The organism is Enterococcus sp. C76 (assembly GCF_040886985.1).
In the GTDB taxonomy this organism is placed as follows: Bacteria; Bacillota; Bacilli; order Lactobacillales; family Enterococcaceae; genus Enterococcus_B; species Enterococcus_B lactis.
This window is the reverse complement of sequence record NZ_JBFOEY010000011.1, coordinates 57,119-80,030: the sequence shown is the minus strand read 5'-3', so window position 1 is coordinate 80,030 and position 22,912 is coordinate 57,119. Positions and strand designations below refer to the sequence as shown.

At 38.9% G+C, this 22,912-nt stretch carries 22 protein-coding genes; 4 read left to right on the top strand and 18 right to left on the bottom strand.

What is annotated here, in order from left to right; genetic code table 11:
- Positions 1 to 117 precede the first annotated feature (117 nt).
- The 4 genes from AB3I00_RS12735 to rpsT all read left to right on the top strand — a co-directional run bounded on the left by AB3I00_RS12735 (position 118) and on the right by rpsT (position 1,950).
- Positions 118 to 573 (top strand): DUF441 domain-containing protein, encoded by a 456-nt coding sequence (locus tag AB3I00_RS12735; RefSeq protein ID WP_002315133.1) that lies wholly within the window; start codon positions 118 to 120, stop codon positions 571 to 573.
- Between the two features lie 80 nt (positions 574 to 653).
- Positions 654 to 782 (top strand): hypothetical protein, encoded by a 129-nt coding sequence (locus tag AB3I00_RS12730; protein ID WP_002292186.1) that lies wholly within the window; start codon positions 654 to 656, stop codon positions 780 to 782.
- 244 nt (positions 783 to 1,026) lie between these two features.
- Positions 1,027 to 1,296, top strand: a complete 270-nt coding sequence (locus AB3I00_RS12725) for a hypothetical protein (RefSeq protein WP_002289125.1) — start codon at positions 1,027 to 1,029, stop codon at positions 1,294 to 1,296.
- A 399-nt stretch (positions 1,297 to 1,695) separates the two neighbouring features.
- On the top strand, positions 1,696 to 1,950 hold the full coding sequence (rpsT, locus tag AB3I00_RS12720) for a 30S ribosomal protein S20 (protein ID WP_002292188.1): 255 nt from the start codon (positions 1,696 to 1,698) through the stop codon (positions 1,948 to 1,950).
- Positions 1,951 to 2,037: 87 nt separating this feature from the next.
- Here the strand turns inward: rpsT and holA are convergent, their stop codons facing one another.
- The 18 genes from holA to lpdA form a co-directional block, all read right to left on the bottom strand.
- Positions 2,038 to 3,084, bottom strand: a complete 1,047-nt coding sequence (holA, locus tag AB3I00_RS12715) for a DNA polymerase III subunit delta (RefSeq protein ID WP_002335668.1) — start codon at positions 3,082 to 3,084, stop codon at positions 2,038 to 2,040.
- 36 nt (positions 3,085 to 3,120) lie between these two features.
- On the bottom strand, positions 3,121 to 5,394 hold the full coding sequence (locus tag AB3I00_RS12710; protein WP_368025364.1) for a DNA internalization-related competence protein ComEC/Rec2: 2,274 nt from the start codon (positions 5,392 to 5,394) through the stop codon (positions 3,121 to 3,123).
- Positions 5,387 to 5,926 carry a ComE operon protein 2 gene (locus tag AB3I00_RS12705; protein ID WP_368025363.1) on the bottom strand — a complete coding sequence of 180 codons (540 nt, stop codon included), beginning with the start codon at positions 5,924 to 5,926 and terminating at the stop codon, positions 5,387 to 5,389. Before AB3I00_RS12705 ends, AB3I00_RS12710 begins: the two co-directional genes overlap by 8 nt.
- 180 nt (positions 5,927 to 6,106) lie before the next feature.
- The gene (locus AB3I00_RS12700) at positions 6,107 to 6,685 is read right to left on the bottom strand and encodes a helix-hairpin-helix domain-containing protein (protein ID WP_258080471.1); all 579 of its coding nucleotides are present in this window, start codon (positions 6,683 to 6,685) and stop codon (positions 6,107 to 6,109) included.
- Positions 6,686 to 7,113: 428 nt separating this feature from the next.
- Complete coding sequence (locus tag AB3I00_RS12695; RefSeq protein ID WP_002292194.1) at positions 7,114 to 8,157, bottom strand: SepM family pheromone-processing serine protease; 1,044 nt, start codon at positions 8,155 to 8,157, stop codon at positions 7,114 to 7,116.
- Positions 8,147 to 8,638: a pantetheine-phosphate adenylyltransferase gene (gene coaD, locus AB3I00_RS12690; RefSeq protein WP_024635295.1), complete on the bottom strand. Its 492-nt coding sequence runs from the start codon at positions 8,636 to 8,638 to the stop codon at positions 8,147 to 8,149. Before coaD ends, AB3I00_RS12695 begins: the two co-directional genes overlap by 11 nt.
- Complete coding sequence (gene rsmD, locus AB3I00_RS12685) at positions 8,635 to 9,195, bottom strand: 16S rRNA (guanine(966)-N(2))-methyltransferase RsmD (protein ID WP_002292196.1); 561 nt, start codon at positions 9,193 to 9,195, stop codon at positions 8,635 to 8,637. Before rsmD ends, coaD begins: the two co-directional genes overlap by 4 nt.
- Positions 9,196 to 9,325: 130 nt before the next feature.
- Positions 9,326 to 9,664 carry a YlbG family protein gene (locus tag AB3I00_RS12680; RefSeq protein WP_002292197.1) on the bottom strand — a complete coding sequence of 113 codons (339 nt, stop codon included), beginning with the start codon at positions 9,662 to 9,664 and terminating at the stop codon, positions 9,326 to 9,328.
- Positions 9,654 to 10,094 carry a YlbF family regulator gene (locus tag AB3I00_RS12675; RefSeq protein WP_368025361.1) on the bottom strand — a complete coding sequence of 147 codons (441 nt, stop codon included), beginning with the start codon at positions 10,092 to 10,094 and terminating at the stop codon, positions 9,654 to 9,656. The genes AB3I00_RS12680 and AB3I00_RS12675 overlap by 11 nt, the downstream gene beginning before the upstream one ends.
- Positions 10,075 to 11,199: a CAP-associated domain-containing protein gene (locus AB3I00_RS12670; RefSeq protein WP_104764511.1), complete on the bottom strand. Its 1,125-nt coding sequence runs from the start codon at positions 11,197 to 11,199 to the stop codon at positions 10,075 to 10,077. The genes AB3I00_RS12675 and AB3I00_RS12670 overlap by 20 nt, the downstream gene beginning before the upstream one ends.
- 20 nt (positions 11,200 to 11,219) lie before the next feature.
- The gene (locus tag AB3I00_RS12665; protein ID WP_002315142.1) at positions 11,220 to 14,648 is read right to left on the bottom strand and encodes a pyruvate carboxylase; all 3,429 of its coding nucleotides are present in this window, start codon (positions 14,646 to 14,648) and stop codon (positions 11,220 to 11,222) included.
- A gap of 25 nt (positions 14,649 to 14,673) precedes the next feature.
- Entirely contained in the window at positions 14,674 to 15,837 is a 1,164-nt protein-coding gene (locus tag AB3I00_RS12660; RefSeq protein WP_070770597.1) for an FtsW/RodA/SpoVE family cell cycle protein, read from the bottom strand.
- A gap of 2 nt (positions 15,838 to 15,839) precedes the next feature.
- Complete coding sequence (locus AB3I00_RS12655) at positions 15,840 to 16,142, bottom strand: YlaN family protein (protein ID WP_002292202.1); 303 nt, start codon at positions 16,140 to 16,142, stop codon at positions 15,840 to 15,842.
- Positions 16,143 to 16,254: 112 nt separating this feature from the next.
- Entirely contained in the window at positions 16,255 to 18,027 is a 1,773-nt protein-coding gene (gene recQ / locus AB3I00_RS12650) for a DNA helicase RecQ (protein WP_368025359.1), read from the bottom strand.
- Between the two features lie 259 nt (positions 18,028 to 18,286).
- On the bottom strand, positions 18,287 to 20,116 hold the full coding sequence (gene typA, locus AB3I00_RS12645) for a translational GTPase TypA (RefSeq protein ID WP_002292204.1): 1,830 nt from the start codon (positions 20,114 to 20,116) through the stop codon (positions 18,287 to 18,289).
- A 166-nt stretch (positions 20,117 to 20,282) separates the two neighbouring features.
- Positions 20,283 to 21,050, bottom strand: a complete 768-nt coding sequence (locus AB3I00_RS12640; protein ID WP_368025358.1) for an inositol monophosphatase family protein — start codon at positions 21,048 to 21,050, stop codon at positions 20,283 to 20,285.
- A 5-nt stretch (positions 21,051 to 21,055) separates the two neighbouring features.
- Positions 21,056 to 21,331, bottom strand: a complete 276-nt coding sequence (locus AB3I00_RS12635; RefSeq protein ID WP_024635299.1) for a UPF0223 family protein — start codon at positions 21,329 to 21,331, stop codon at positions 21,056 to 21,058.
- 168 nt (positions 21,332 to 21,499) lie between these two features.
- Positions 21,500 to 22,906, bottom strand: a complete 1,407-nt coding sequence (lpdA, locus tag AB3I00_RS12630) for a dihydrolipoyl dehydrogenase (protein WP_002289686.1) — start codon at positions 22,904 to 22,906, stop codon at positions 21,500 to 21,502.
- Between the last annotated feature and the right edge of the window lie 6 nt (positions 22,907 to 22,912).

Sequence of the window (22,912 nt, the reverse complement as noted above, 5' to 3'; positions counted from 1 at the left end):
TTTGTTTATTTTATGAAAAGATCAGCGTATGAATAGATTTCGAAGGATAAATTCCTGCTTTTGCAACTTTCCAAAAAGATGTTATGATTGTTTCGAAGAAAGTGAGGAATATATTTTATGGAAAGTTGGCTTTTTTTAGGAATTATTTTACTTGTAGCAATTTTAGCTAAGAATCAAAGTCTAATGATAGCGGCAGCTTTTGTGCTGATTATGAAGCTCGTACCAGCCTCCCGTTCCTTTTTCCCTTGGCTTCAAGGCAAAGGAATCAATATTGGTGTGACGATCATCACTGCAGCGATTCTGATCCCTATCGCAACAGGAGAAATCGGTCTACGTGATTTATTAGAAGCCTTTAAATCCCCTATCGGCTGGGTAGCTGTTTTTTGCGGTGGGCTAGTGGCTGTCTTATCTTCCAAGGGCGTAGGATTGATTGCTTCTGATCCGCAAATCACTGTTGCGCTTGTTTTTGGCACGATTTTAGGTGTTGTCTTCTTAAGAGGAATCGCCGCCGGACCAGTCATTGCTTCTGGCATTACTTACTGCATCTTACAAGTATTTGCTTTAGGAAAATAGATCAAATTTTGCCTATTTTTAGGAGATTCTTAACACCCCCAATTTACTGATCCGTGATATACTGACAACGAGGTGATACAATGTTCGAAAAATTGAAGTATTTCATAGGAACAATTGGCTGGTTTCTTTTAGCGGTACTTTTGATTCTGGGCTTAGCTTATCTTTTATTTCCTGATTTGATACAAAATGTGTTAGATACTGCTTTTTGATTGTCCTATTAGAATGATATAGGGATGCTCCTGCGATGCAGGAGCTTTTTTTAAACAATGACCGAGCGAATGAGACTTCCTATTGAAATCGATGCTCTTTTTTCTTTTTGGCTCTTCTCCTCTTTTTTGTTATACTAGATTACAGTGGACAAAAGAAGGAATGATTGCATCCACTTTAACGAATATCAAAATGGAAGAAACAGTACCTGTTCTCAGGTTACTTTGGAAAGAAAGGAAGACGCTTGTGGAAACTTTTGAAGGTCTTTTAATTGATACGTATGTTTTACAAGAACAGCCAATGATGCTGACTGGAATCAACTTGCAGCTTGAGGACCGTGTGATCAATGGCCTGCTTAAAGATCGCTATTTGGCAAAGTACATCTTACGTTTGCCACTAAATAAATATGTACTGGAAGTAAGTGGCAAATGGAACCGTCGGAATCAGTTAGTCATTAAAAAAATGTTGATAAAAAATATTGATGAATACATTAAAATAATCGGTACACCAGAATAACCTTTACCGATCAAAGGTGACTGGTTATAAAATAACTGCAGTTTCTTAATAGAAAAACAAAGAACAACAGGGAATCGTATCCCTTTTCAAAAAAAACTTTGCAAACGGTTCTCTTTGTTATATAATGACTTAGTACCAAACATTCCCATTCAATCTTTGTTTAAATAGATAAATAAAAATCTAGTTTGGTTTGACGCTATTGCCTCCCACAATAGCGTCTTTTTGATTTTTTCAGCTTGATTTATCTGTTTTTACTGATAAAAAAGTTTAAATAAAAGACTGTTAAGGAAAAAAACTTGTCATGTTCATATTGCAAAGCGCGCTGCCTTTAGGTATAATAATGAATGTTGAATTATGCGGTCACACGCGTAAGAACTTAAGTTATCGGAGGTGAAACTAATGCCAAACATTGAATCTGCAATCAAACGTGTTCGTACAAGCGAAAACGCTAATGTGAAAAATTCATCTCAAACAAGCGCTATGCGTACTGCAATCAAAAAATTTGAAGATGCTGTAGCTTCAGGTGCTGACAACGTAGATGCGTTATATAAAGAAGCTGTTAAAGCTATTGATATGGCTGAATCAAAAGGTCTAATCCACAAAAACAAAGCTAACCGCGACAAATCTCGTTTAAGCAAAAAAATCGCTAAGTAAAAGAATCGGCTTCGGCCGGTTTTTTTATTTGTCAAAAAAACCAAAAGCAACCGGTATTCCCGCATGCTTTTGGCTTCTTCTTTCTTCCTATCGATTTCTCAACAACTGCCCTGTGCGCAAAACGAAAAGTTGAAAACTTAATTCTTTTTCGATTTGCCCCGTTTTGATTTGATAATCCATTTCGACTAATTGATCAAATAATTGTACCAGCAACTGTTCATCGAATTTCCTTACTTCTTGCATGGCAAGTTTTACACGGTAGGGATGGATTTTTAATGTTTCTGCAATATTGGCCTGCTGATAGCCAATCTTTACAAGAAATTTTGTCTGTAAAAACAAACGTAATTGAGAAAGTAAAATCGCATTGATTTTGATTGTTTCCTCCCCTTGCATGACTAAATCTTCATATAAACGCAAGGCTTGTTCTGTCTTCCCTTTTAAAATATATTGGGTCATGTCAAAAATATTATGTTCCAATGTTTTAGGAACTAATTGTTCTACTTCTCGAACAGTGATCTGCTGTTGATTTTGTCCATAAAGAATTAATTTCTGTAACTCTCTCATCATTTTGGATAAATCTAAGTCGGTCAACCGCAAGAATAAATCAATGGCGTTTCGTTCCATTTTGATGGAAGAGTTCTCTAAGGTATTCATCAGATATTGACGTACTTCTTTTTCATTCAACTGTTGGACGTTGATGATGGTTGCTGTTTTTTTCAATTGTTTCGTTACTTTTTTCCGTTCATCCAACTTTTCATATGGCGCAAAAAATACTAATACAGTCGATTCTAGTGGTTCTTTCAAATAAGCTGTCAGTAAATCAGTATTTTGTTCGATCCCGTTGTTTACTTTCTCACCTGTTAAAAAATATGGGTTCTCCACAAATACTAATCGTTGATCTCCGAAAAACGGCAATGTCTCTGCTTCAGCCACTACCTCCTCTAAACTTGCATTTTCCATGTCAAAACTTAAAAAATTTAAATCATCTTCGCCCTCTAATTTGATTTTTTTAACTATTTCTGCCCGAACTTGATCTTGGAGAAACTTTTCTGTTCCTAAGATCAAGTAACAAGATGCAAGTTTTTCTTTACGTATTTTTTGTAACTCTGCTTGTATACTCAAATTACTCACCACTTTCAAAATTATCCTACCATGAGAAGATGAGAATTACTAGTCTATCATTGTTTCCACTAGACCATGAGGATGAAAAACTGGATGCCAGCGATAGGTGATCATTCCTTGCTGATCGGTTCGCCATGTTCTTATCTGATTTTCTTCTAATGCCTCCAATACTTCGCTGTGAGGGTGACCATAACGATTATTTACTCCGCAGGATATAATTCCATGTTTCGCTTCAATACGGGAAAGAAAATCCGTATTACTTGATGTGCGGCTACCATGGTGACCTAATTTGACTACGTCGGCTTTCAAATTAGGATAAATAGAAAGCAGCTGTTCTTCCATCGCTTGATTCAAATCGCCTAAAAACAAAAAACGCTGATTATTATAGTCCAGCCATAAACCAACCGAATCTTCATTTCTTCCTTCTCCCTTTTCAAAAGGGGTCAATACATAAAGATCATAATAGCCTTTGATCCTGTCGCCATGTTTGACTTCAATGATTTTAGTGCCATTTTTTTGAGCTTCTGTTAAATGCCTTCGCAACGGCTCATTTCGTCCAGCACCCCAGCCAATATAAATTTTTTTGATGGTGAAATGCTGAGATAATGTGGACAATTCTCCCACATGATCCGTATCATCGTGTGTCAAGATGAGTTTATCGATCACACTTATTCCCTGTCCTTTTAGATATGGAACGATATTCCTTTCAGCAGGAGGTCGTGCAATACCTTGCGCCCACTTTTCCCTTTCAAAGTGTAACTTCCCACCCGTATCAATCAAAATCGTTTCCTTTCGAAAAGGACTTTGCAAAAAGATACTGTCTCCTTGGCCAACATCGATAAAAGCGATCGTTGAAGAAAAACGTAAAAATGGCAAAGTCAATAACATCAAAGAAAACAGACCAACATAAAACAAGAGTTTCATCGGCTGCTCGTTCAATCTATCCATACAAATCAGCAATCCGAAAATATATACCCCTGATAGCACAAGAGGTAGACGCCCTATAACAAGAGTCGATCCTGAAAACGAATCGATCATTCGTTCAAACAAGATCAGTCCCTCTTCTATCAGCAAAAGTAAGGTTCTCGGCAACCAGCGATTGAAAAGCGTCAGAAAGAACACACTAGGAAGAAAAAGAAACTTGAATACCGGCGCAACCAGTAATGTAAAAAGACTGCCTAAAAGAGGCCACTCATAAAAATGCCATACAATCAATGGCATCGTGATCATGGTAAATAGGACATGAGAAGCCGTTTTTTTCATCCAATCTCCATCAAAAGAAATCAGGATAAACAAAAAACTCATGAAAAAACTAAGCTGCCCGCCCGCATGAAAAAGAAATCGAGGATCAAATAGCAAAAGAAGCCAAAAGACAACTGCAAATAAGTCCATAGAGGAGTAACGTTTATTCAATAATTTGACTAGCAACCGCAATAAAAACAACAGACTAGCACGCAAGACAGAAATAGAACTGCCTGCAAGAGAAACATAACAGATAGTTAGCAGACTCAACGGAATGATGCTGACGTGCAGTGGCCATCCGATACGTCGAAACAAATAATACAGCCACCCTAAATAAAATTGGATGTGTAATCCCGATAGGCTGAATAGATGCAGCAAACCATTCTCTCTAAAAATTTCTTCTGATTCTCTGAAGCCTGAATCTTTATAACCCCATAATAAAGAATTGATATATACACTTGTTTTTTGCGGAAATTCAGATTGGACAAAAGAAATAAAAGCGCCTCTTTTTCTCTGGAGCCAATTTCGCCAATGATTTTGTATGTTGATTTTTTCGACCCTTTGAATTTGGAATCGACCAGAGATTCTGTGGTTCCTGAAGTAAGCTTCTTGGTCAAAAGTATAAAGATTTCGCTTTTTTTCGGGAGAAATAAACTCGCCTTCAGCTGTCAATTCTATCCCCTTCCCTCGGAACCCAAGCCAAGTTTTCAATTCCTCTTCGGTGTTTGCTTGATAAGAAAGCTGTATCTTCTGTTTACTATCTGACAACCTTCCTTCCATTGTCAAAAAACTGCCATTTGCACGAATCGTATCTGTAGATAAAGTCACTTGCGCAGCTGTTTCTTTTTCCTCTAAAAATGAATATTCTTGTAGCTTATAAGAAACGGATACCATTATGCTACCAACAATACAGAAGTACGCGATAAAACGTCCTTCTTTTAGCGAAAACCACAAAAAAATTCCGGCAAGAAACAAACGATAAATCCAATTGTCCGTATCATACAACAAACAAATAATCATCGACGTAATTGCCGGAAAAATCAACCGATTTCGAACATGCCTTTCTAAAACGCTAAACATGTTTTCCTGTTAATTCATTTTGAAGTTTTGAAAAATGCTGCGAGTTTAAAGCAACTTGGTGTACAGATACGCCTAATTGTTCAATCAACGCTTGAGCATACGGATCATTTCGATAGTCATGGAGATAATTGATCCCTTTGACACCAGCTTGCAGCAAAGCTTTTGTACAAGCTAAACATGGAAAATGTGTGACATAGATTTCCGAACCTTCCGTTGGGATACCGAGTTTCGCGCACTGTAGCAGCGCATTCATCTCTGCATGAATCGTTCGCAAACAGTGTCCATCCACAACATAGCAGCCTTCATCTATGCAATGGACATCTCCACTGACTGCTCCATTATAGCCGCCAGCAATGATCCGTTTTTCCCTAACAAGTGTCGCTCCTACTTCTAAACGTGTACATGTGCTGCGTAAAGATAACAATACTGCCTGAGCCATAAAGTACTGGTCCCAGGGAATGCGTTTGTTTTGAGTCTTATCAGTAATTTTTTCTTTGTTCGTATCGCATGTTTTTGAAGATTTTTCTAACATGGTTTACATTCCTCCGTTTTTTCAAGTTGATCAAAAAAGCACTCCATTGCTTAAACAAAATATTCTTTAAATATACCGAATCATCATGTCTGACAAAAGAGCATATCCTTCACTGCCGAAATGAAGTCCGTCATCCATTAGCCTCCATTTATTGCTCTTTTCAGTTGATTCTGAATCATTCTATTTAATTGTAACGAAGTTTTTTAGTTTTTCAACTGTCTTTTCACCGATACCAGAGATCTCCTGCAAGTCTTCCACTTTCTGGAAGGATCCGTTTTCTTCTCTAAATCGAATGATTTCTTGCGCTTTAACTGATCCGATCCCAGGAATCTGCTGGAGTTCTGAGGGACTGGCTGTATTGATATTTATTTTTGAAGGCTCGGAATCTGCTGTAGACTGTTTTCCTTCGGGGGATGCCAACTGATCAAGATGTTCTGGCGGCTCTTCACCTACAGCAGGGATATATAGGACTTGCTGATCTTCTATCTTCGCAGAAAAGTTGATTCGATCGCTATCCGCTTCTTCTAATAATCCTCCTGCGCGCTTTAGTACATCATAGACCCGTTCTTCTGAAGAAAACGAATAGATACCAGGCTCCTTCACACTTCCTTTGATATCGGTGTACATAACCTTTGGACGAGCATCCTCTTCTACAGTATTTCCTTCAGGCAATTGATTTTCTTCACTGGAACTAAATGGAGAAAGCATTTCTTTTGCAGCGATCTCTTCTGGTTCTCTATGAAATAACAGATTTGACAATAAAAAACCACTGGCTATACAAAAGATAAGAACTACCGTAGACATACAAACGATTAACTTAGGGGAGGTGAGTATTTTCTTGCTGATTTTTTCTATCATTATTCCTTTTTACAGAGAATGATCAGTAAAAATCATTCATTACTCCTTTCATTTGAAATCGAAGAAACAGTGTGCTCTGGCAAAATCGTCCCTTCAACATCTAATTACGTCAATTTTTTCTTTTTTTTAGCAGAAAGATATTTTGACGAAAAAAAAGGATTGTGACAGAAAATATGTCACAATCCCTTATTCAAAATAAATAGTATTCAATTAGCTCGAAAGCTTGCATCTGCGATAAATAAATCCAAACAAAAGAGGAGAAGCTGTTTTTGCGTAGCTATTCTTATTACTTGATACAGAGCAGCTTTTTCACAATTTTTTTAGTTGCTTCATTTCATTTTCTCTAGATAGTCAAGCGCATCTTGTACTGTTTTTACTGGTACGATTTTCATGGAGGAATTCAATTTTTTGGCGGCGGCTTTTGCTTCTTCGTAGTTGGTTTTTATTTCAGGATATTCTTTCTTAACATCGTCTGAGATCGTATCATCTGGTGCAAAGAAAATCTCTACGCCGGCTTTATCCGCGCTTGCTACTTTTTTATCGATTCCTCCGATTCGGCCGACTTCTCCTTCGCTGTTGATCGTTCCAGTTCCGGCAATTTGCTTACCATGTCGCAAATTTTTACCAGTGACCTGTTCATAGATCTCTAAAGTGAACATCAATCCTGCTGACGGCCCACCAATAGAGCCAGAATTAATGCGAACGTCTGTATCTGATTCGATCTCTGTATGATCAGTAAGTGTGATGCCTATTCCTGCCTTTTTATCTGTTGGCAACTCAATCAGATCACCAGAAGCTGTTTTTTCTTCACCATTATGCAAATAACTGATTTCGATTGTTTGTCCAACTTTTTGGCTTTTTACATAATCCATAAATGCTTCTGTACTTTGAAAGCTTTTGCCGTCTACTTTTGTTACTGTATCTCCTACTGAAAGCTTGCCAAAGAAGTTCGATGTTTTCTCTACGCTCATGACATATACGCCTTTGAATTCCATTTTATAAGGCTTGCCTGCAAGTTTCAACGCTTGTTCGATTGCTGCGTTTTGGGAAGAATCCATATAATACTGTTGCATTTGATTATATTCTTCATTTGTTGCCCCACCAGTCAATTCTTCTTTACTGATCAATTCTTCAAAGGGAGCTAGTTTAGCCTTTAGCGCCAAAAATCCGGTAGCTTGCCTGATACCGACGGATGTAAGAGAGAAAGAGCCAGAACCTTTGTCTTCTTTGTCATTGACTGTAATTAATTCTTTCAGATCAATCGTTGCTCCTGGTGATTCCACATAATATGGCAGAGGAACTACTACAAATCCGATGATCAACATTCCAAATATGATAATCAGTACTGTTTTCAACCATTGTTTAGCTTTCATTTGATTCACGCTTTCCAGCTAAAGCTTCGTTGATAACTGGCGGTAAATAACTGCTCACGTCTCCACCAAAGTGCAGTACTTCTTTTAAAATACTGGAACTGACATGGCTATATTCTGGTTTTGCCAATAAGAACACCGTTTCCAATTCCTCGTTTAGATGATGGTTCATCTGAGCGATTTCTCGTTCATATTCGAAGTCTTTGATACTCCGTATTCCTCTGACCAAGGCATCCGCGCCAATCTCTTTTGCCGTTTCCACCGTCAATTGATTTTCCTGATGCATGACTTTTACATTAGGAAGATGTGACACAGCTTTTGCGATCAATGTCATTCTTTCTTCTGGAGGAAACAAACTTTTCTTTGAAGTATTGATAAAAACACCAATTACCACCTCATCGAATAATTTAGCCGCACGCTCCACTGTATCTAAGTGTCCTTTTGTAAAAGGATCAAAACTTCCTGGGAATAATGCACGTTTCATCGATTTCCCTCTTTTCTATAGATAGTCACAGCTGTTATGCCATAAATCTGTTTTCTTATTTGATGAAATCCAGCCACAGATTCTGGCAATTCGACTGTTTTATCCGTTTCGCATACGATAACTGCGGTTTTAGAAAAAAGTCCCAGTTCTTCCATTTTATGGATTTGATCAATGATTTTTTGTTTTGCATACGGCGGATCAAGAAACAAGTAATCGAATTGTTGTTTCTCTGCTGCTAGCCGTTCGATTGCTTTGTCTGCATCAAGTTTTATTGTGGTAAACTTCTCTGGTTCTTTCGTAATCTCGATGTTTTCTTTGATGATTTTTAGCGCTTGGTAATTTTTGTCTACGCATACTGCATGACTGCAGCCTCTGGATACGGCTTCGATAGCTAGACCGCCGCTTCCTGCAAACAGATCCAATACTGTCTCTCCATCAAAATAGGGTCCAATCATATTGAATATGGATTCTTTTACTTTATCTGTAGTTGGTCTGGTGTTCGCCCCTGCTAAACTTTTTAAGCGGCGTCCGCCATAATTTCCTGATATTATCCGCATCTACTCACTCCTTAGAAATGGTACTGGTACTAGTATACCAAAAAAAAGACCAAAAAATACTTGGACAATGATCAATTTTTGATAGTTGTCCAAGTTATTTTTTTATTAAAAAACTGCTCATAAGAGATTTTTAAAGATGTTCAGCTAATCTGATTTCTGTATTTAGCTCTTCGATTTCGAAACCTTCTTCTTTTAATACCGTTTTATTACCTATTTTATCAGCAAAATTCATTTCGATATCTGGTCGGTAAGAACGTTCTACGTTTCGAACAAAATGTAATTTACGGATTCGTTCTTCTGTCTCTTCAAATGTCTCTTCATTCAAGTAAAGAACGACATATTTCATTCTTCTTGAGACATAATGCAACAAGCCGAACTTTTTTAGATTCTTTAATTGTTTTAAGCTGTAGACCCATACGATCAGCCCGCGTCGTTTTATTATTTCAAATTCACTATTGTCAACTTGCATGACAATTCCCTCCGCATCCAAAGTGTTTTTTCGTTTCAAAGAACGGACTACCTGCATCTACCTTGATTTCATTAGAAACTTCTTCGGCAAGTGCTTGGACAATTTGATCCAACAGACTTTGTAACTGTGTTTCACTATACCTAAAAGCTGCGACATGCTCATTCAGATCAAGCTGTCTTTTTGCTTTTCGAAGAGCACGTTTTTTTTCACGATAATCAGGTGCATATTCGCCATATGCCGCTATATTTTCAAACGCCTTTTTCTTCGACAGGAACGCCTCTTTTAATTGGCAGACTTCTGCAGATTCTTTCATTGACTGTTTATGTTCGAAATAAGAAGTCATCGTTTTACTCTTTTTTATCATTTCAGCGACTCGGAGGCATTGATCCTCCAGTTGAAACAGCTCTTCGTTAACGATCACTGCTATCACTACTTTCTCCGTTTTCTTCTTGCAATAAGACTAACATATTTTCTTTAGAAAAAGCAATGCCTAATGAATCCGTTCCCGGATCCATGAAGCGGTCATGATTATATGGATCGCTGTACCAATATAAAAACGAAAAAGTAGCGTCGATTGCTGGATGAATAAACAGTCCACTAGTATTTTCTAATTTCTGTTTACTGATTAACTTCTCCAATTCATCATTCGTCAAGGAGAATTTCATTGTCGTTTGCCCACTGCCTAGCGATTTTTGCCAATCAGCCATACGTTCGTCTGACAAGATTTCTTCAGGCTTTGTCAAGAAATCATGTAGCAGCAGCCGACTGTGGTTTTGAAAGGCAAGTGGTTGGTTGTATATAGGAAGTTCGTCTTCTCTTCTAAGCATGTTTAGTAAAGTCGTACTTTTTCGTTCTTTGCCGCGATTGATCGATTCCCAGTCAGCCGATTTATCTGCTTGATAATGTGGGAGACCTTCACCAAACACTTGATACGGTAAAAGTTTCAAAAGACTATCTTTATCTAAATATACAACTGAAAACAGACCGTTAGTTGTTTGATCAAAAAACAAAATAGCAAAAGTGTCGTTATCAAAAGCAATCAGTGGACGATAATTCATATCCTCTTCCATCAGTTCGATTCCAACTTCTGTGTCGTGATACTCAAAAGTGAAATTAGTATAGATAGTCGTGAGTTTCGTTAGGTCCTGCATCGTCATCCCTAAATAAAACGGCGTGATATCAGCAGGTCCTGTTTGCAGTACTTTAACAGTTGTGACCATGCTATCTTGGACATTCACTTCAAACGTGAGATGACTGGCTTTGTTTTCATAATATCTTGTTTCAAAACCAAACCCACTAGTTAATCGATCATAGGATTGTCCAAAATCTTTTTCTAGCTGTTCAATCGGTTTTCCAATATAAGTAGAAAAACCAGTTGCTTTAAGCTCCTGGTATTTCCACGTTGTCATTTGATTTGAGATTTGTTGATCAGAGTTTTCCTTCACTTCAAGTTTTGGCGGGAACAAGACTGGTTCCATATAGAATGCCGCAATAACTAATAGCAGAATCAGCCAAAACAAACCCAGTCTTTTCATGTTTCCCCACCTTTCACTTATTATTTTTCAGTCACTTCAATCAAAAGGTCGCCAGACGAAATCGTGTCGCCTGAAGATACATATACATGTGCAACTTCTCCGTCAAAACGTGCTTCGATGGCTGTTTCCATTTTCATTGCTTCAGTAATCATCAACGTGTCGCCTTTTTTGACGTTATCGCCTTTTTTCACTAATACATCAAGCACAGAACCAGACATCGTTGCTCCGATTTGTTCTCGGTTTGTTGGTTCAGCTTTCAATCGAGTTTGAACCGCACTGATGATTGAATTATCTTTGATAGTGATTTCCCGTCTTTGCCCATTCAGATTGAAGAACAGTACGCGATTTCCTTCGATATCGGGTTCTCCGATTTCATCTAAACGAATGATAAGCGTTTTTCCACGTTCGATTTGTACATTGATCGTTTCACCTAAACGTATCCCTTGGAAGAATGTTGGTGTATCCAGTAATGTAACATCGCCAAATTGATTATACGCTTTTTGATAGTCCAAAAAGACTTGCGGATACATCAAATAACTTAATACTTCGTCTTGTTTTGGTTCATAGCCGATTTTTTCTGCCAATTCTTTTTTCACTTCGTTGAAATCGACTGATTTCGCCAACAGACCTGGACGTTCACTCAACGCGGGTCTGCCCTTAAGAATGATCTTTTGCAGTTTTTCAGGAAATCCGCCGACTGGTTGTCCTAGTTCTCCTTGGAAGAAAGTCACTACAGATTCAGGGAAACTTAGTGTTTCGCCTTTTTCATAGATGTCTTGTTCTGTGAGATCATTTTGGACCATGAATAGTGCCATATCTCCTACGACTTTAGATGATGGAGTTACTTTCACGATATCGCCAAACATCAAATTGACAGTATGGTACATTTGTTTGATTTCATCCCAGCGATGACCTAGTCCGACAGCTTTTGCCTGCTGTTGCAGATTTGAATACTGTCCTCCTGGCATCTCATGCATATACACTTCTGTTTCAGGAGCATTCAAGCCATTTTCAAATGGTTTGTAATACATACGCACATCTTCCCAATAATGGTTTAATTTCTGTGCATTTTCAATTGTGATTTCTGGCAGCCGTGGACCATTGACCAGCGCATAATACAAGCTGCTCATGCTAGGCTGACTCGTGTTCCCACTCATTGCACTCATTGCTACGTCAACGATATCTACTCCTGCTTTTGAAGCAGCGGAATAAGTGATAATCCCGTTTCCACTAGTATCATGAGTATGCAGATGGATTGGCAGATCCGTCGTTTCTTTCAATTCACTAATCAAGCGATAAGCTGCTTGCGGTTTAAGCAACCCAGCCATATCCTTGATTGCAATGATATGCGCACCCAGTTGTTCTAGTTCTTTTGCCATGTCTTTATAATACTGAACATTGTATTTTGCTCGGCTTGGATCGTTGATATCGCCAGTATAGCAGATAGCTGCCTCTGCGATTTTACCAGTATCCCGTACTGCTTGGATACTTTTTTCCATTTGAGGAGTCCAGTTCAAACTATCAAATATTCGGAAAACATCAATCCCTTGTGCTGCTGCTTCTTTGACAAATTCCACCAGTACATTGTCAGGATAATTAGAATACCCAACGGCATTTGAACCTCTGAAAAGCATTTGCAGCAATGTATTAGGCATTAAAGAACGGATTTTTCTCAATCGTTGCCAAGGATCTTCATTCAAAAAGCGGTAAGCCACATCAAATGTTGCTCCCCCCCACATCTCACTTGAAAAGAGTTCAGGAAGACCTTCTCCCGTTAAGCGTGCAATCTGCTTGAAATCCTTTGTCCGAACACGAGTTGCTAGCAGACTTTGATGAGCGTCTCTAAATGTCGTATCCGTCAACAATAAATTTTCCTGTCCTTTGATCCATTCAACCAAAGCATCGGCACCCTTCGCATCTAATACGTTCTTAGCCGTTACGTAATCAGTTCTTGTGATTAGATCTTTAGGCATACGTGGTTCTTCATAAAATGGTTTTTCGCCACTTTCGATACCTGGAAAACCATTGACAGTAATTTCACCGATATATTTCATCGTTTTATTTCCGCGGTCTCGTAGTCGAGGAAATTCAAATAATGTTGCTGTACTATCGATAAAAGTTGTTTTTGCATTTCCTGATTGGAATTCAGGATGTGTGATGACATTTAGCATAAATGGAATATTTGTTTTTACTCCACGGATCCTGAATTCTTTCAAGCAACGTTCCATTTTCTGAATGGCTGTTTCAAAAGTAGCGCCATGCGTACATACTTTTACTAACAATGAATCAAAATACGGCGTCACCACATAGCCAGCGTAAGCATTCCCTACATCCAGACGTACGCCAAATCCGCCAGGTGAACGATACGTATCGATTTTTCCTGTGTCTGGTAAAAAGTTATTCAACGGGTCTTCCGTAGTAATTCGGCATTGAATAGCTGACCCATTCAATTTGATTTCTTCTTGCTGAGGCAATCCGATTTCTTTATGCAAATCTAACCCTTGGGCAATCAATAGTTGTGTTGTCACGATATCAATATCTGTAATCATTTCTGTGATCGTATGTTCCACTTGGACGCGAGGATTGACTTCGATAAAGTAAAAATCATCTCCTTCAACAAGAAATTCTACCGTACCCGCATTGACATACCCAACATGTTTCATCAATTGGACAGCTGCCTGACAAATTTTTTGACGTTGCTGTTCGTTCATAGAGACACAAGGCGCTACTTCTACTACTTTTTGGTGGCGGCGCTGAACAGAACAGTCTCTTTCGAAAAGATGGATGACGTTTCCATGTGTGTCACCAAGAATCTGTACTTCGATATGCTTAGGGTTGGCGATGTATTTTTCAACATACACTTCATCGCTACCAAAGGCAGCTTTTGCTTCGCTTTTTGCACGTTCGTAACCTTCTCTTGCACTCTTTTCATCATGAGCCACACGCATTCCGCGACCTCCGCCGCCTAGAGCTGCCTTGATCATAATCGGATAACCGAATCGTTCAGCAAATTCCAATGCATCGTCTACAGAAGCGATTGGACCATCTGTGCCTGGAATTGAAGCAATTCCTGCTTCGATGGCTGCAGCTTTTGCTTTGATTTTATCTCCAAAAATATCCAAATGATGCAGTTTGGGTCCAACAAAAGTGATGCCCTCTTCCTCGCACCGTTGCGCAAAATTCAAGTTTTCCGATAAAAGACCATAACCAGGATGAATGGCATCAGCCCCGCATTCTTTCGCGATAGAAATGATCCCTTCAATATCTAGATACGCATCAATCGGTTTTTTCCCTTGTCCTACTAAATATGCTTCATCCGCTTTAAAACGGTGTACGGAATATTCATCTTCTTCTGCATAGATTCCAACAGTTTTAATTCCTAATTCTGTACAAGCACGAAATACACGTACAGCGATTTCACCCCTGTTAGCAACTAAAACTTTTTTCATCGAACCACTCCTACATCTTTTTTTATTATAAACCTAAGCTCTTGCGTTTTTCATCCGCACTAATGTTGAGGACAAAGCCGACACAGATCGAAAGCATCAGCAAACTGGATCCTCCTTGACTTAAGAATGGGAACGTGATCCCTGTCAAAGGAATGACACCAGTGATTCCTCCCAGATTGACAAACACTTGGATCAAAAACATTGCGCCGATCCCAATGCACAAAAGCGAATTGAACGGATCTCTTGAACGAATCCCTACAAGAATAATGCGCACGATCATAAAGAATAGCAACGCTAATATCAAAATCCCCATAATCACTCCGAGCTCTTCCACTACGATCGCATAGATAAAATCGGTTTGTGCTTCTTGTAAAAATCCCTTTTTCTGGATACTGTTACCTAATCCTCTGCCAAATAACCCGCCATTGAACATGGCATAGTAACCATTAACTAATTGATGGCCTTTATTTAATTCATCCGAGAAAGGATTTTGGTAAATAGCAAAGCGATTATAGATATACTGTAAACGTCCAGGCAAGATTTTTCCATTTGTAATATTGATTAGCCAGATCGTAAAAGTACTTAAACAAAAACCGCCTACTCCTACAATCAAAGTATACACATAATTGACTCCGCTGGCTAAAAGCAGAACCAAAATAATCAAAAAGATAACTGCCGCATTCCCAAAATCGGGAAGGATAGCGACCAAAACAGTCAGTCCGATAACCATTGCAAGTGGACGTTTTACAGTCCCTAGGAAATCTTTTTGCACACTGTTTTGTCTTTTTGATAAAGTCAGAGACAGATACCAGATAGAAATGATCTTTAGGTATTCGGCAGGTTGGATCGAAAATCCTGCAATTTGAAGCCAACCTTTTGCACCATTGATTTCTTTACCGAAAAACACAACGATCAGCAGCAAAATCGTCAAAACTGCGATGGCTGCCATAATCAAACGCTGGTTTTTTAAAACATCTGTTTTCATTTTGTAGAGTAGTGCGATAGCAATCAAGCTGAGCACCCAAAAAATACTTTGGTTAATGACTGATGCGGACGGATTTTGTCCGTTTTCTAATAATAGATACGACGTAGAACTATATACCATGATCAAACCCAAAACACATAAAATCAAATAGGGAATCAAGATACTATAGTCTAATAGATGCCTTTTTTTTACTTTCTTAGGCAAGTCTATTCCTCCTTGCCAACTTCTTTTTTATCATAATTTTCTTGGTAAACCTCACTGTATAACTGATTCAATTCTCGTTCCAGCTCACTTAACATCAGCTGTCCCTCGTTTTTTTCGATTACTCCTATACGAACAGCAAACCCGACTTGCTGGGAGAAACCGTACATCTGTGTATCTACCACTTCTTCGAAGGCTTTGCATTGCGAGATACAGAGACTGTTATTTTGGTTTCGGATTAATCGTTTGATCCGTTCTGCTTCATCATTTAATACTTGGATCGCAAGTTTTTTCGACAAAGAATCCATCTGTGCTTACCTCCCGTTCTAATTCCTTAATTATAACATATTTGATTTTCATAGGGAGCAAAAAAACAGATTTAACCAGTTGTTTTTATTCATTTTTACGTAATGGTCCTTCTTACTTGTCCAGAACGTTAGGATCCGTATTTTTTATCCGAGATAAAAAGGCTTCTCCGTATTTATCAAGCTTGCTTTGACCAACTCCCTTTATCTGAAGCATCTCCAGTCTGCTTGATGGACGTATTCGGCTCATTTCTTTCAAGGTGGAATCTGAAAATACGACATACGGGGGAACGCCTGCTTCTGATGCTAGATCCGTTCGAAGTTCCCGCAACACTTCAAATAGTGTATCGGTCTCTTCATCCGACAGCTGCTGGACTTTCTTGGGTTCCTTTCGATAAACAGCTTCTTGTCCTTTTAATACTTGGATCCCTCTTTCTGTTACTTTCAAGATAGGATATTCTCCATTAACGGTCAGAAGATAGCCATTCGATATCAAATATTCAATCAATTGCATCGTTTCTTTTTGCGATTGGTTTTTCATCAGTCCATAGGTAGATAAACGTTCAAACCCTAAGGCTCGCAGCTTTTGTTCTTTCGATCCTGCTAAGACTTTCATTAGCATCTGCTTGCCATAATTCTCCCCCATACGTTTCAAACAAGAAAGGACCATCTGTGCTTGTGTCGTTACTTCTACTATTTCTCTGTCATCTAAACAGTTACCACAACGATTGCACGGACTGCTTGTCTCACCAAAATAGTTTAGGATGTATTGCTGAAGACAGGATTCTATATACGCATATTCTGTCATCGCTTTTAATTTTTCATATTCTTTTTGCTTTTGCTCCTCTTCTCTTTGGGACTGCTGGATAAAAAACTTTTGGACCTGAATATCTTGAGGAGCGAAAAGCAGGATGGCTTCACTGGAAAGACCATCTCTTCCCGCACGACCAGCTTCCTGATAGTATGCTTCTAGAGAGCCAGGAATTTGATAATGGATAACAAAACGGACATTGCTTTTATTTATGCCCATGCCGAATGCATTGGTCGCTACGATTAGCTGTAAGCGATCGTATAAAAAGGCCTCTTGCATTGCCGTTCGTTCATTCTCATTTAGGCCACCATGATATCTGCCTATAGAAAATCCAAATTTTTTAAGCAAATGATAGATTCGGTCTACTTCTTTTCTCGTCGCTGCATAAATAATGCCCGATTGATTTTTGTTGATTTTCAAATACTCGACTAGATACTGTTCTTTTTTTTGGTCTTTCACTACTTGAAAGCGGAGATTTTCCCGTCCAAAACCAGTCTGGATGTGATTGCCGTCAGGGATTTTTAAAAGTCTTTTTATGTCAGCGGCTACTTGTATAGTTGCTGTAGCTGTCAGTGCAACAATAACAGGTCGATTTGGCAGTTGATCTAGCTGTTTCGCCATTTGTAAATAACTTGGACGGAAATCATGCCCCCACTGAGAGATACAATGCACCTCGTCAATGGCAATCATACAGACGTTCCATCGATTCATCGCTTGAATGAAATCCGGCATGATAAAACGTTCTGGAGCAATATAAAGTAAACGATACTGCTGCCTATCGATTTCTTGGAAGCGTCTAGCTGTTTCGTAACCATCCAACGAGCTATTGATAAAAGTGGCGGGTATACCTAATTGATTCGCTGCATCCACCTGATCCTTCATCAGAGAGATCAAAGGGGATACAACCACAGTAAGCCCATCTAATAGTAAAGATGGAAGCTGGTAACAGATTGATTTCCCACTGCCGGTAGGCATGATCCCTAATACATTTTCCTGATCAATGACTTTCTGAATAATTTCTTTTTGACCAGGTCTAAACTCATCATAACCAAAGTATTGTTTTAATAAGTCGTTCATCTTCCCGCTCCTTTCCCTTGCCATTTTACTTCGGTTTTCTCCGAAGGACAAGTTGATCCCTCTCGTGAAACATACGCGCGATATGAAACAAAATCACACCAGAATCAAGTTCTTTAAAAGTCTTTTAAATGTCTTTTGGCGTATTTTCTGAATTTAAGTCCATTGACAAAGATGACTTCTCCACAGAAATAAGTTGGACAAAAAAAGAAACCAGCTATTTTTTATAACAAGCTGGTTTCTCTCTTCATCCTTTTACAGATTATTTTTTCTTTTTAGATGCTTTTTCACGAGCATTTTTCTCTAAAATTTGTTTTCTCAAGCGAATGCTTTCTGGTGTTACTTCGCAATATTCATCATCATTCAAGAATTCCAAAGATTCTTCCAACGTCAATTGTTTTGGTTTTTTGATGACAGATGTTTGGTCTTTAGTAGCAGACCGTACGTTTGTCATTTGTTTTGCTTTTGTGATATTGACAGTCAAATCATTATCACGGCTGTTTTCTCCGATAATCATTCCTTCATATACTTCCGTACCTGGTTCTACGAAGACTGTACCGCGTTCTTCGATACTCATGATAGAATAGGTCGTTGCTTTTCCGGTATCGATTGAAACAAGCGCACCTTGGTGACGTCCACCGATTTGACCAGGAAGCATTGGCAAGTATTGATCAAAAGTATGGTTCATGATTCCGTAACCGCGTGTCATTGAAAGGAATTCAGTTGAATAACCGATCAAACCGCGAGCAGGTGTCAAGAATGTCAAACGGATTTGTCCGTTTCCTGTATGGACCATATCTTGCATTTCACCTTTACGTAAGCTCAAGGATTCGATGACACTACCCATGTATTCTTCTGGTGTGTCGATTTGTACGCGTTCAAACGGTTCGCATTTTACACCGTCGATTTCTTTTTCAATAACTTCTGGACGAGATACTTGCAATTCGTATCCTTCACGACGCATGTTTTCAATCAAGATAGACAAATGCAATTCACCACGACCAGAAACAGTCCAAGCATCTGGAGAGTTTGTTGGTTCAACTCGCAAAGATACATCTGTTTGAAGTTCTGCCATCAAACGTTCTTCAATTTTACGAGCAGTTACGTATTTCCCTTCTCGACCGGCAAATGGTGAATTATTAACTAAGAAAGTCATTTGCAATGTTGGTTCGTCAATGTGAAGGATAGGTAACGCATCTTGATGATCCACAGGAGTAACTGTTTCACCGACAAAGATGTCTTCCATACCTGAGACAGCAATCAAGTCTCCAGCTTTTGCTTCTTGAATCTCTAGACGTTTTAGTCCAAAGAAACCAAATAATTTCGTTACACGGAATTTCTTAACTGTTCCGTCTAATTTAATTAATGCTACTTGGTCGCCTACTTTGATTGTTCCTCTAAATACACGTCCGATTCCGATACGACCTACATAATCGTTGTAGTCAAGTAATGAAACTTGGAATTGTAATGGTTCGTCGCTATTATCGACAGGAGCAGGAATTTTTTCAATAATCGTGTCAAAAATAGGTGCCATTGTTGGTTCTTGATCTGCTGGGTCGTCTGATAAGCTTGACGTACCATTCAGTGCAGACGCATAAATCACAGGAAAGTCTAACTGATCATCATCTGCTCCCAATTCGATGAATAGTTCAAGAACTTCATCTACAACATGCTCAGGACGAGCAGAAGGTTTGTCAATCTTGTTTACGACAACGATTGGTGTGATATGTTGTTCCAATGCTTTTTTCAATACAAAACGTGTTTGAGGCATTGTTCCTTCATACGCATCTACGACCAACACAACGCCGTCAACCATTTTCATGATCCGTTCTACTTCGCCACCAAAGTCCGCGTGTCCTGGAGTATCCATGATGTTTACGCGAATTCCTTTATAGTCTACAGCTGTGTTTTTGGCTAAAATCGTGATACCACGTTCTTTTTCTAGCGCATTTGAGTCCATCGCACGTTCTTGCAATTGCGTATGTGCGTCTAATGTATCTGATTGTTTTAATAGTTCATCAACTAATGTTGTTTTTCCGTGGTCAACGTGGGCAATAATTGCGACGTTACGGATATCGTTTCTATAATTCAATGTAACTAACTCCTTTTTTATTGGTTCTTTATGACAGGGCAAATTTTACTCGACTGCTAATTATAGCAGACTTTTTTCATGAAATATAGTAAAATGTTTTCATTTTTTCGAGAAAATTAATCTTTTGCCCGTTTTTATCATTTTTGTGAATGATTTCTACCTTTTTTTAGCCTTCTTTTTTCAAAAGGTCTGCGATTTCTGCATATGCACAAGGAGTACCTGCTAAATAGTATTCCCTTTTGTCAAATGTCAAAGGAGTGCCAAAAAGACCGCTTGTTACCATACCAAACTCTTCCAATAAAACATTCCCCGCTGCATAATCCCAAGGGCTGAGGTTCGAAATGTAAGCAATATGGTTTCCTTTCAAGATTGCGGCTAGTTCAAGCCCTGCACACCCGTACATACGTGTTCCCATGCTGCTTTCCGCAATCTCTCGGATTCCATATTTATTATGACCGAAAAGATAGCTATTCACACCAAGTAAGCCTTCTGATAAAGATTTATTTGCTGGTCTAGGCACGGGTTTATCATTTTTATAGACACCTATTCCTTTTCCACCCCAAAAAAGCTCATTTCTCATGACGTCATAAATGAAACCAAGTTTTCCAACACCGGATTCATAAACAGCGAGCATGATACAAAAATTTTCCCCTTCAATCACGAAATTCAATGTGCCATCAATAGGATCAATGATAAAGACTCTTCCATCGAGATCTGCTAGTTGATTACACCCTTCTTCTTCTGCCAATATTTTCGCCTCTGGATCATAGGAATGGATTTTTTCGATTAGAAAATTCTGGATGTTTCGGTCGACATTTGTCACTAGATCCGTTCGATTTGATTTTTGCGAGATCGTTAATGTTTGTTGAGAAGATTTGATTTTCTCACCAGCTTCTTCTAGCCAGGATTTGATATGATCAATCATCTGTTCCATTTATCTCACCCGTTCATTCTCAAATTTTTGTTTGGATTTTTTTTTGCTTGCTGCACTGTTCGATATAAGGAGTACCCGGAAGCTTTTTCAAATTCCCGTCCCAACCGTTTTTCTTCTCCGATGGATTTGACAACTGTTTTGAACTGCTGATAGGTCTTCAAAAAAGCTTCATTGTTTATCCCTTTTTCATTCGCACGTTCCAGATCTTCCCACATCTTCATTACAATGACCATTTCATCTGTTGTCCAGTCTAAATCAAGTGGATACTGATATTCTTGCATCTTCAACTCTCCTATTTCATATTCTTCTTTAGTGTAGCATAGGAGACGGTAATAAACCAAGAAGTAGTCGTATTATTAAGTTTACATAATTAAATTATTGATAATAATAATAAAAAAAAAAAAAAACGCAACCGATTTCTCAGTTGCGTTTCGCCTATATTATTCAAATCAAATATGGATTGGCAAGCCTAATGCTAATTCCGAAGCATCCATGACGATTTCGCCAAGAGATGGATGCGGATGAATCGTCAAGGCGATATCTTCAGCGTTCATTCCTGATTCGATTGCTAAAGCTAATTCAGAAACCATATCGCTTGCACCGACTCCCCCGATTTGTGCACCAATCAGCACGTTATCTTCGATCGTCGTAACTAGACGGATGAATCCTTCTGTTTTACCAAGCGATAATGCTCGACCGTTCCCTGAAAATGGGAATTTGTATGCTTTTGCTTCGATACCAGCATCTTTTGCTTCTTTGATCGTCATACCTACAGAAGCCAATTCAGGATCAGTGAAGGCTACTGCCGGCATTGCTTTATAATCTACAGCTACTTTTTTGCCAGAGATTGCTTCAGCAGCGATTTTTGCTTCATAACTGGCTTTGTGTGCTAATGCCGCCCCTGGAACGATATCACCGATGGCATAGATATTAGGTACGTTCGTACGTCCTTGTTTATCTACCGTAATCAATCCTCGTTCTCCTACTTCGACTCCTGCTTGTTCTAAGCCCATATCATCCGTATTCGGACGACGACCTACAGTGACCATCACATAATCAGCAGTAACGGATTCTTCTTTCCCGTCCACTGCATATTTCACTGTCACGCTGTCACCGTTATCGACTGCTTCTTTCGCCATTGCATTCGTTACGACTGTTACACCTTTTTTCTTGAAATCATCTTCTACTAATTTTACTAGATCTTTTTCGTAAGTTGGTAAAATTTGTGGTGAACCTTCAAGGATCGTTACTTCTGCTCCTAAGTTTGCGTACGCTCCGCCCAATTCGGCACCAATCACACCGCCACCGATGATCACAAATTTCTTAGGTACTTCTTTCAATGCTAATCCGCCAGTAGAATCTAACACACGTCCTCCGAATTTAAATCCTGGAATCTCGATTGGACGGGAACCTGTCGCGATGATTGCGTTATTGAACGAATAAGTTTGAGCTGAATCTGGATGGATGACGCGTAGTGTGTGATCATCTACGAAGAACGCTTCTCCTTCGATTGTTTCAACCTTATGTTTTTTTAATAGGAAACCAACACCAGAAGTCAACGTATGGACAACTTTGTTTTCTTTCCATTCTTGTGTTTTCGCAAAATCTAGTTTGACATTTTCACTAGTTACTCCAAACATTTCAGAATCTAGTGACTCTTGATAATGGTGTCCTGCAGCTATCAGTGCTTTTGAAGGAATACAGCCGACATTCAAACAAACACCGCCAATATACTCTCTTTCAATGATTGCTACTTTTTGTCCCATTTCAGCAGCGCGGATGGCAGCTACATAGCCACCAGGTCCCGCACCGATTACAACTGTATCTAATTCTACAGCAAAATCTCCAACTACCATTTGTTT

Bases quoted from the DNA above. Each gene is read 5' to 3' on its own strand.
- AB3I00_RS12735 (WP_002315133.1), top strand. From the start codon at position 118: ATGGAAAGTTGGCTTTTTTTAGGAATTATTTTACTTGTAGCAATTTTA.
- AB3I00_RS12730 (WP_002292186.1), top strand. From the start codon at position 654: ATGTTCGAAAAATTGAAGTATTTCATAGGAACAATTGGCTGGTTTCTT.
- rpsT (WP_002292188.1), top strand. From the start codon at position 1,696: ATGCCAAACATTGAATCTGCAATCAAACGTGTTCGTACAAGCGAAAAC.
- AB3I00_RS12710 (WP_368025364.1), bottom strand. From the start codon at position 5,394: ATGTTTAGCGTTTTAGAAAGGCATGTTCGAAATCGGTTGATTTTTCCG.
- AB3I00_RS12705 (WP_368025363.1), bottom strand. From the start codon at position 5,926: ATGTTAGAAAAATCTTCAAAAACATGCGATACGAACAAAGAAAAAATT.
- AB3I00_RS12695 (WP_002292194.1), bottom strand. From the start codon at position 8,157: ATGAAAGCTAAACAATGGTTGAAAACAGTACTGATTATCATATTTGGA.
- coaD (WP_024635295.1), bottom strand. From the start codon at position 8,638: ATGAAACGTGCATTATTCCCAGGAAGTTTTGATCCTTTTACAAAAGGA.
- rsmD (WP_002292196.1), bottom strand. From the start codon at position 9,195: ATGCGGATAATATCAGGAAATTATGGCGGACGCCGCTTAAAAAGTTTA.
- AB3I00_RS12680 (WP_002292197.1), bottom strand. From the start codon at position 9,664: ATGCAAGTTGACAATAGTGAATTTGAAATAATAAAACGACGCGGGCTG.
- AB3I00_RS12670 (WP_104764511.1), bottom strand. From the start codon at position 11,199: ATGAAAAGACTGGGTTTGTTTTGGCTGATTCTGCTATTAGTTATTGCG.
- AB3I00_RS12665 (WP_002315142.1), bottom strand. From the start codon at position 14,648: ATGAAAAAAGTTTTAGTTGCTAACAGGGGTGAAATCGCTGTACGTGTA.
- AB3I00_RS12655 (WP_002292202.1), bottom strand. From the start codon at position 16,142: ATGGATTCTTTGTCGAAAAAACTTGCGATCCAAGTATTAAATGATGAA.
- recQ (WP_368025359.1), bottom strand. From the start codon at position 18,027: ATGAACGACTTATTAAAACAATACTTTGGTTATGATGAGTTTAGACCT.
- AB3I00_RS12640 (WP_368025358.1), bottom strand. From the start codon at position 21,050: ATGGAACAGATGATTGATCATATCAAATCCTGGCTAGAAGAAGCTGGT.
- AB3I00_RS12635 (WP_024635299.1), bottom strand. From the start codon at position 21,331: ATGCAAGAATATCAGTATCCACTTGATTTAGACTGGACAACAGATGAA.
- lpdA (WP_002289686.1), bottom strand. From the start codon at position 22,906: ATGGTAGTTGGAGATTTTGCTGTAGAATTAGATACAGTTGTAATCGGT.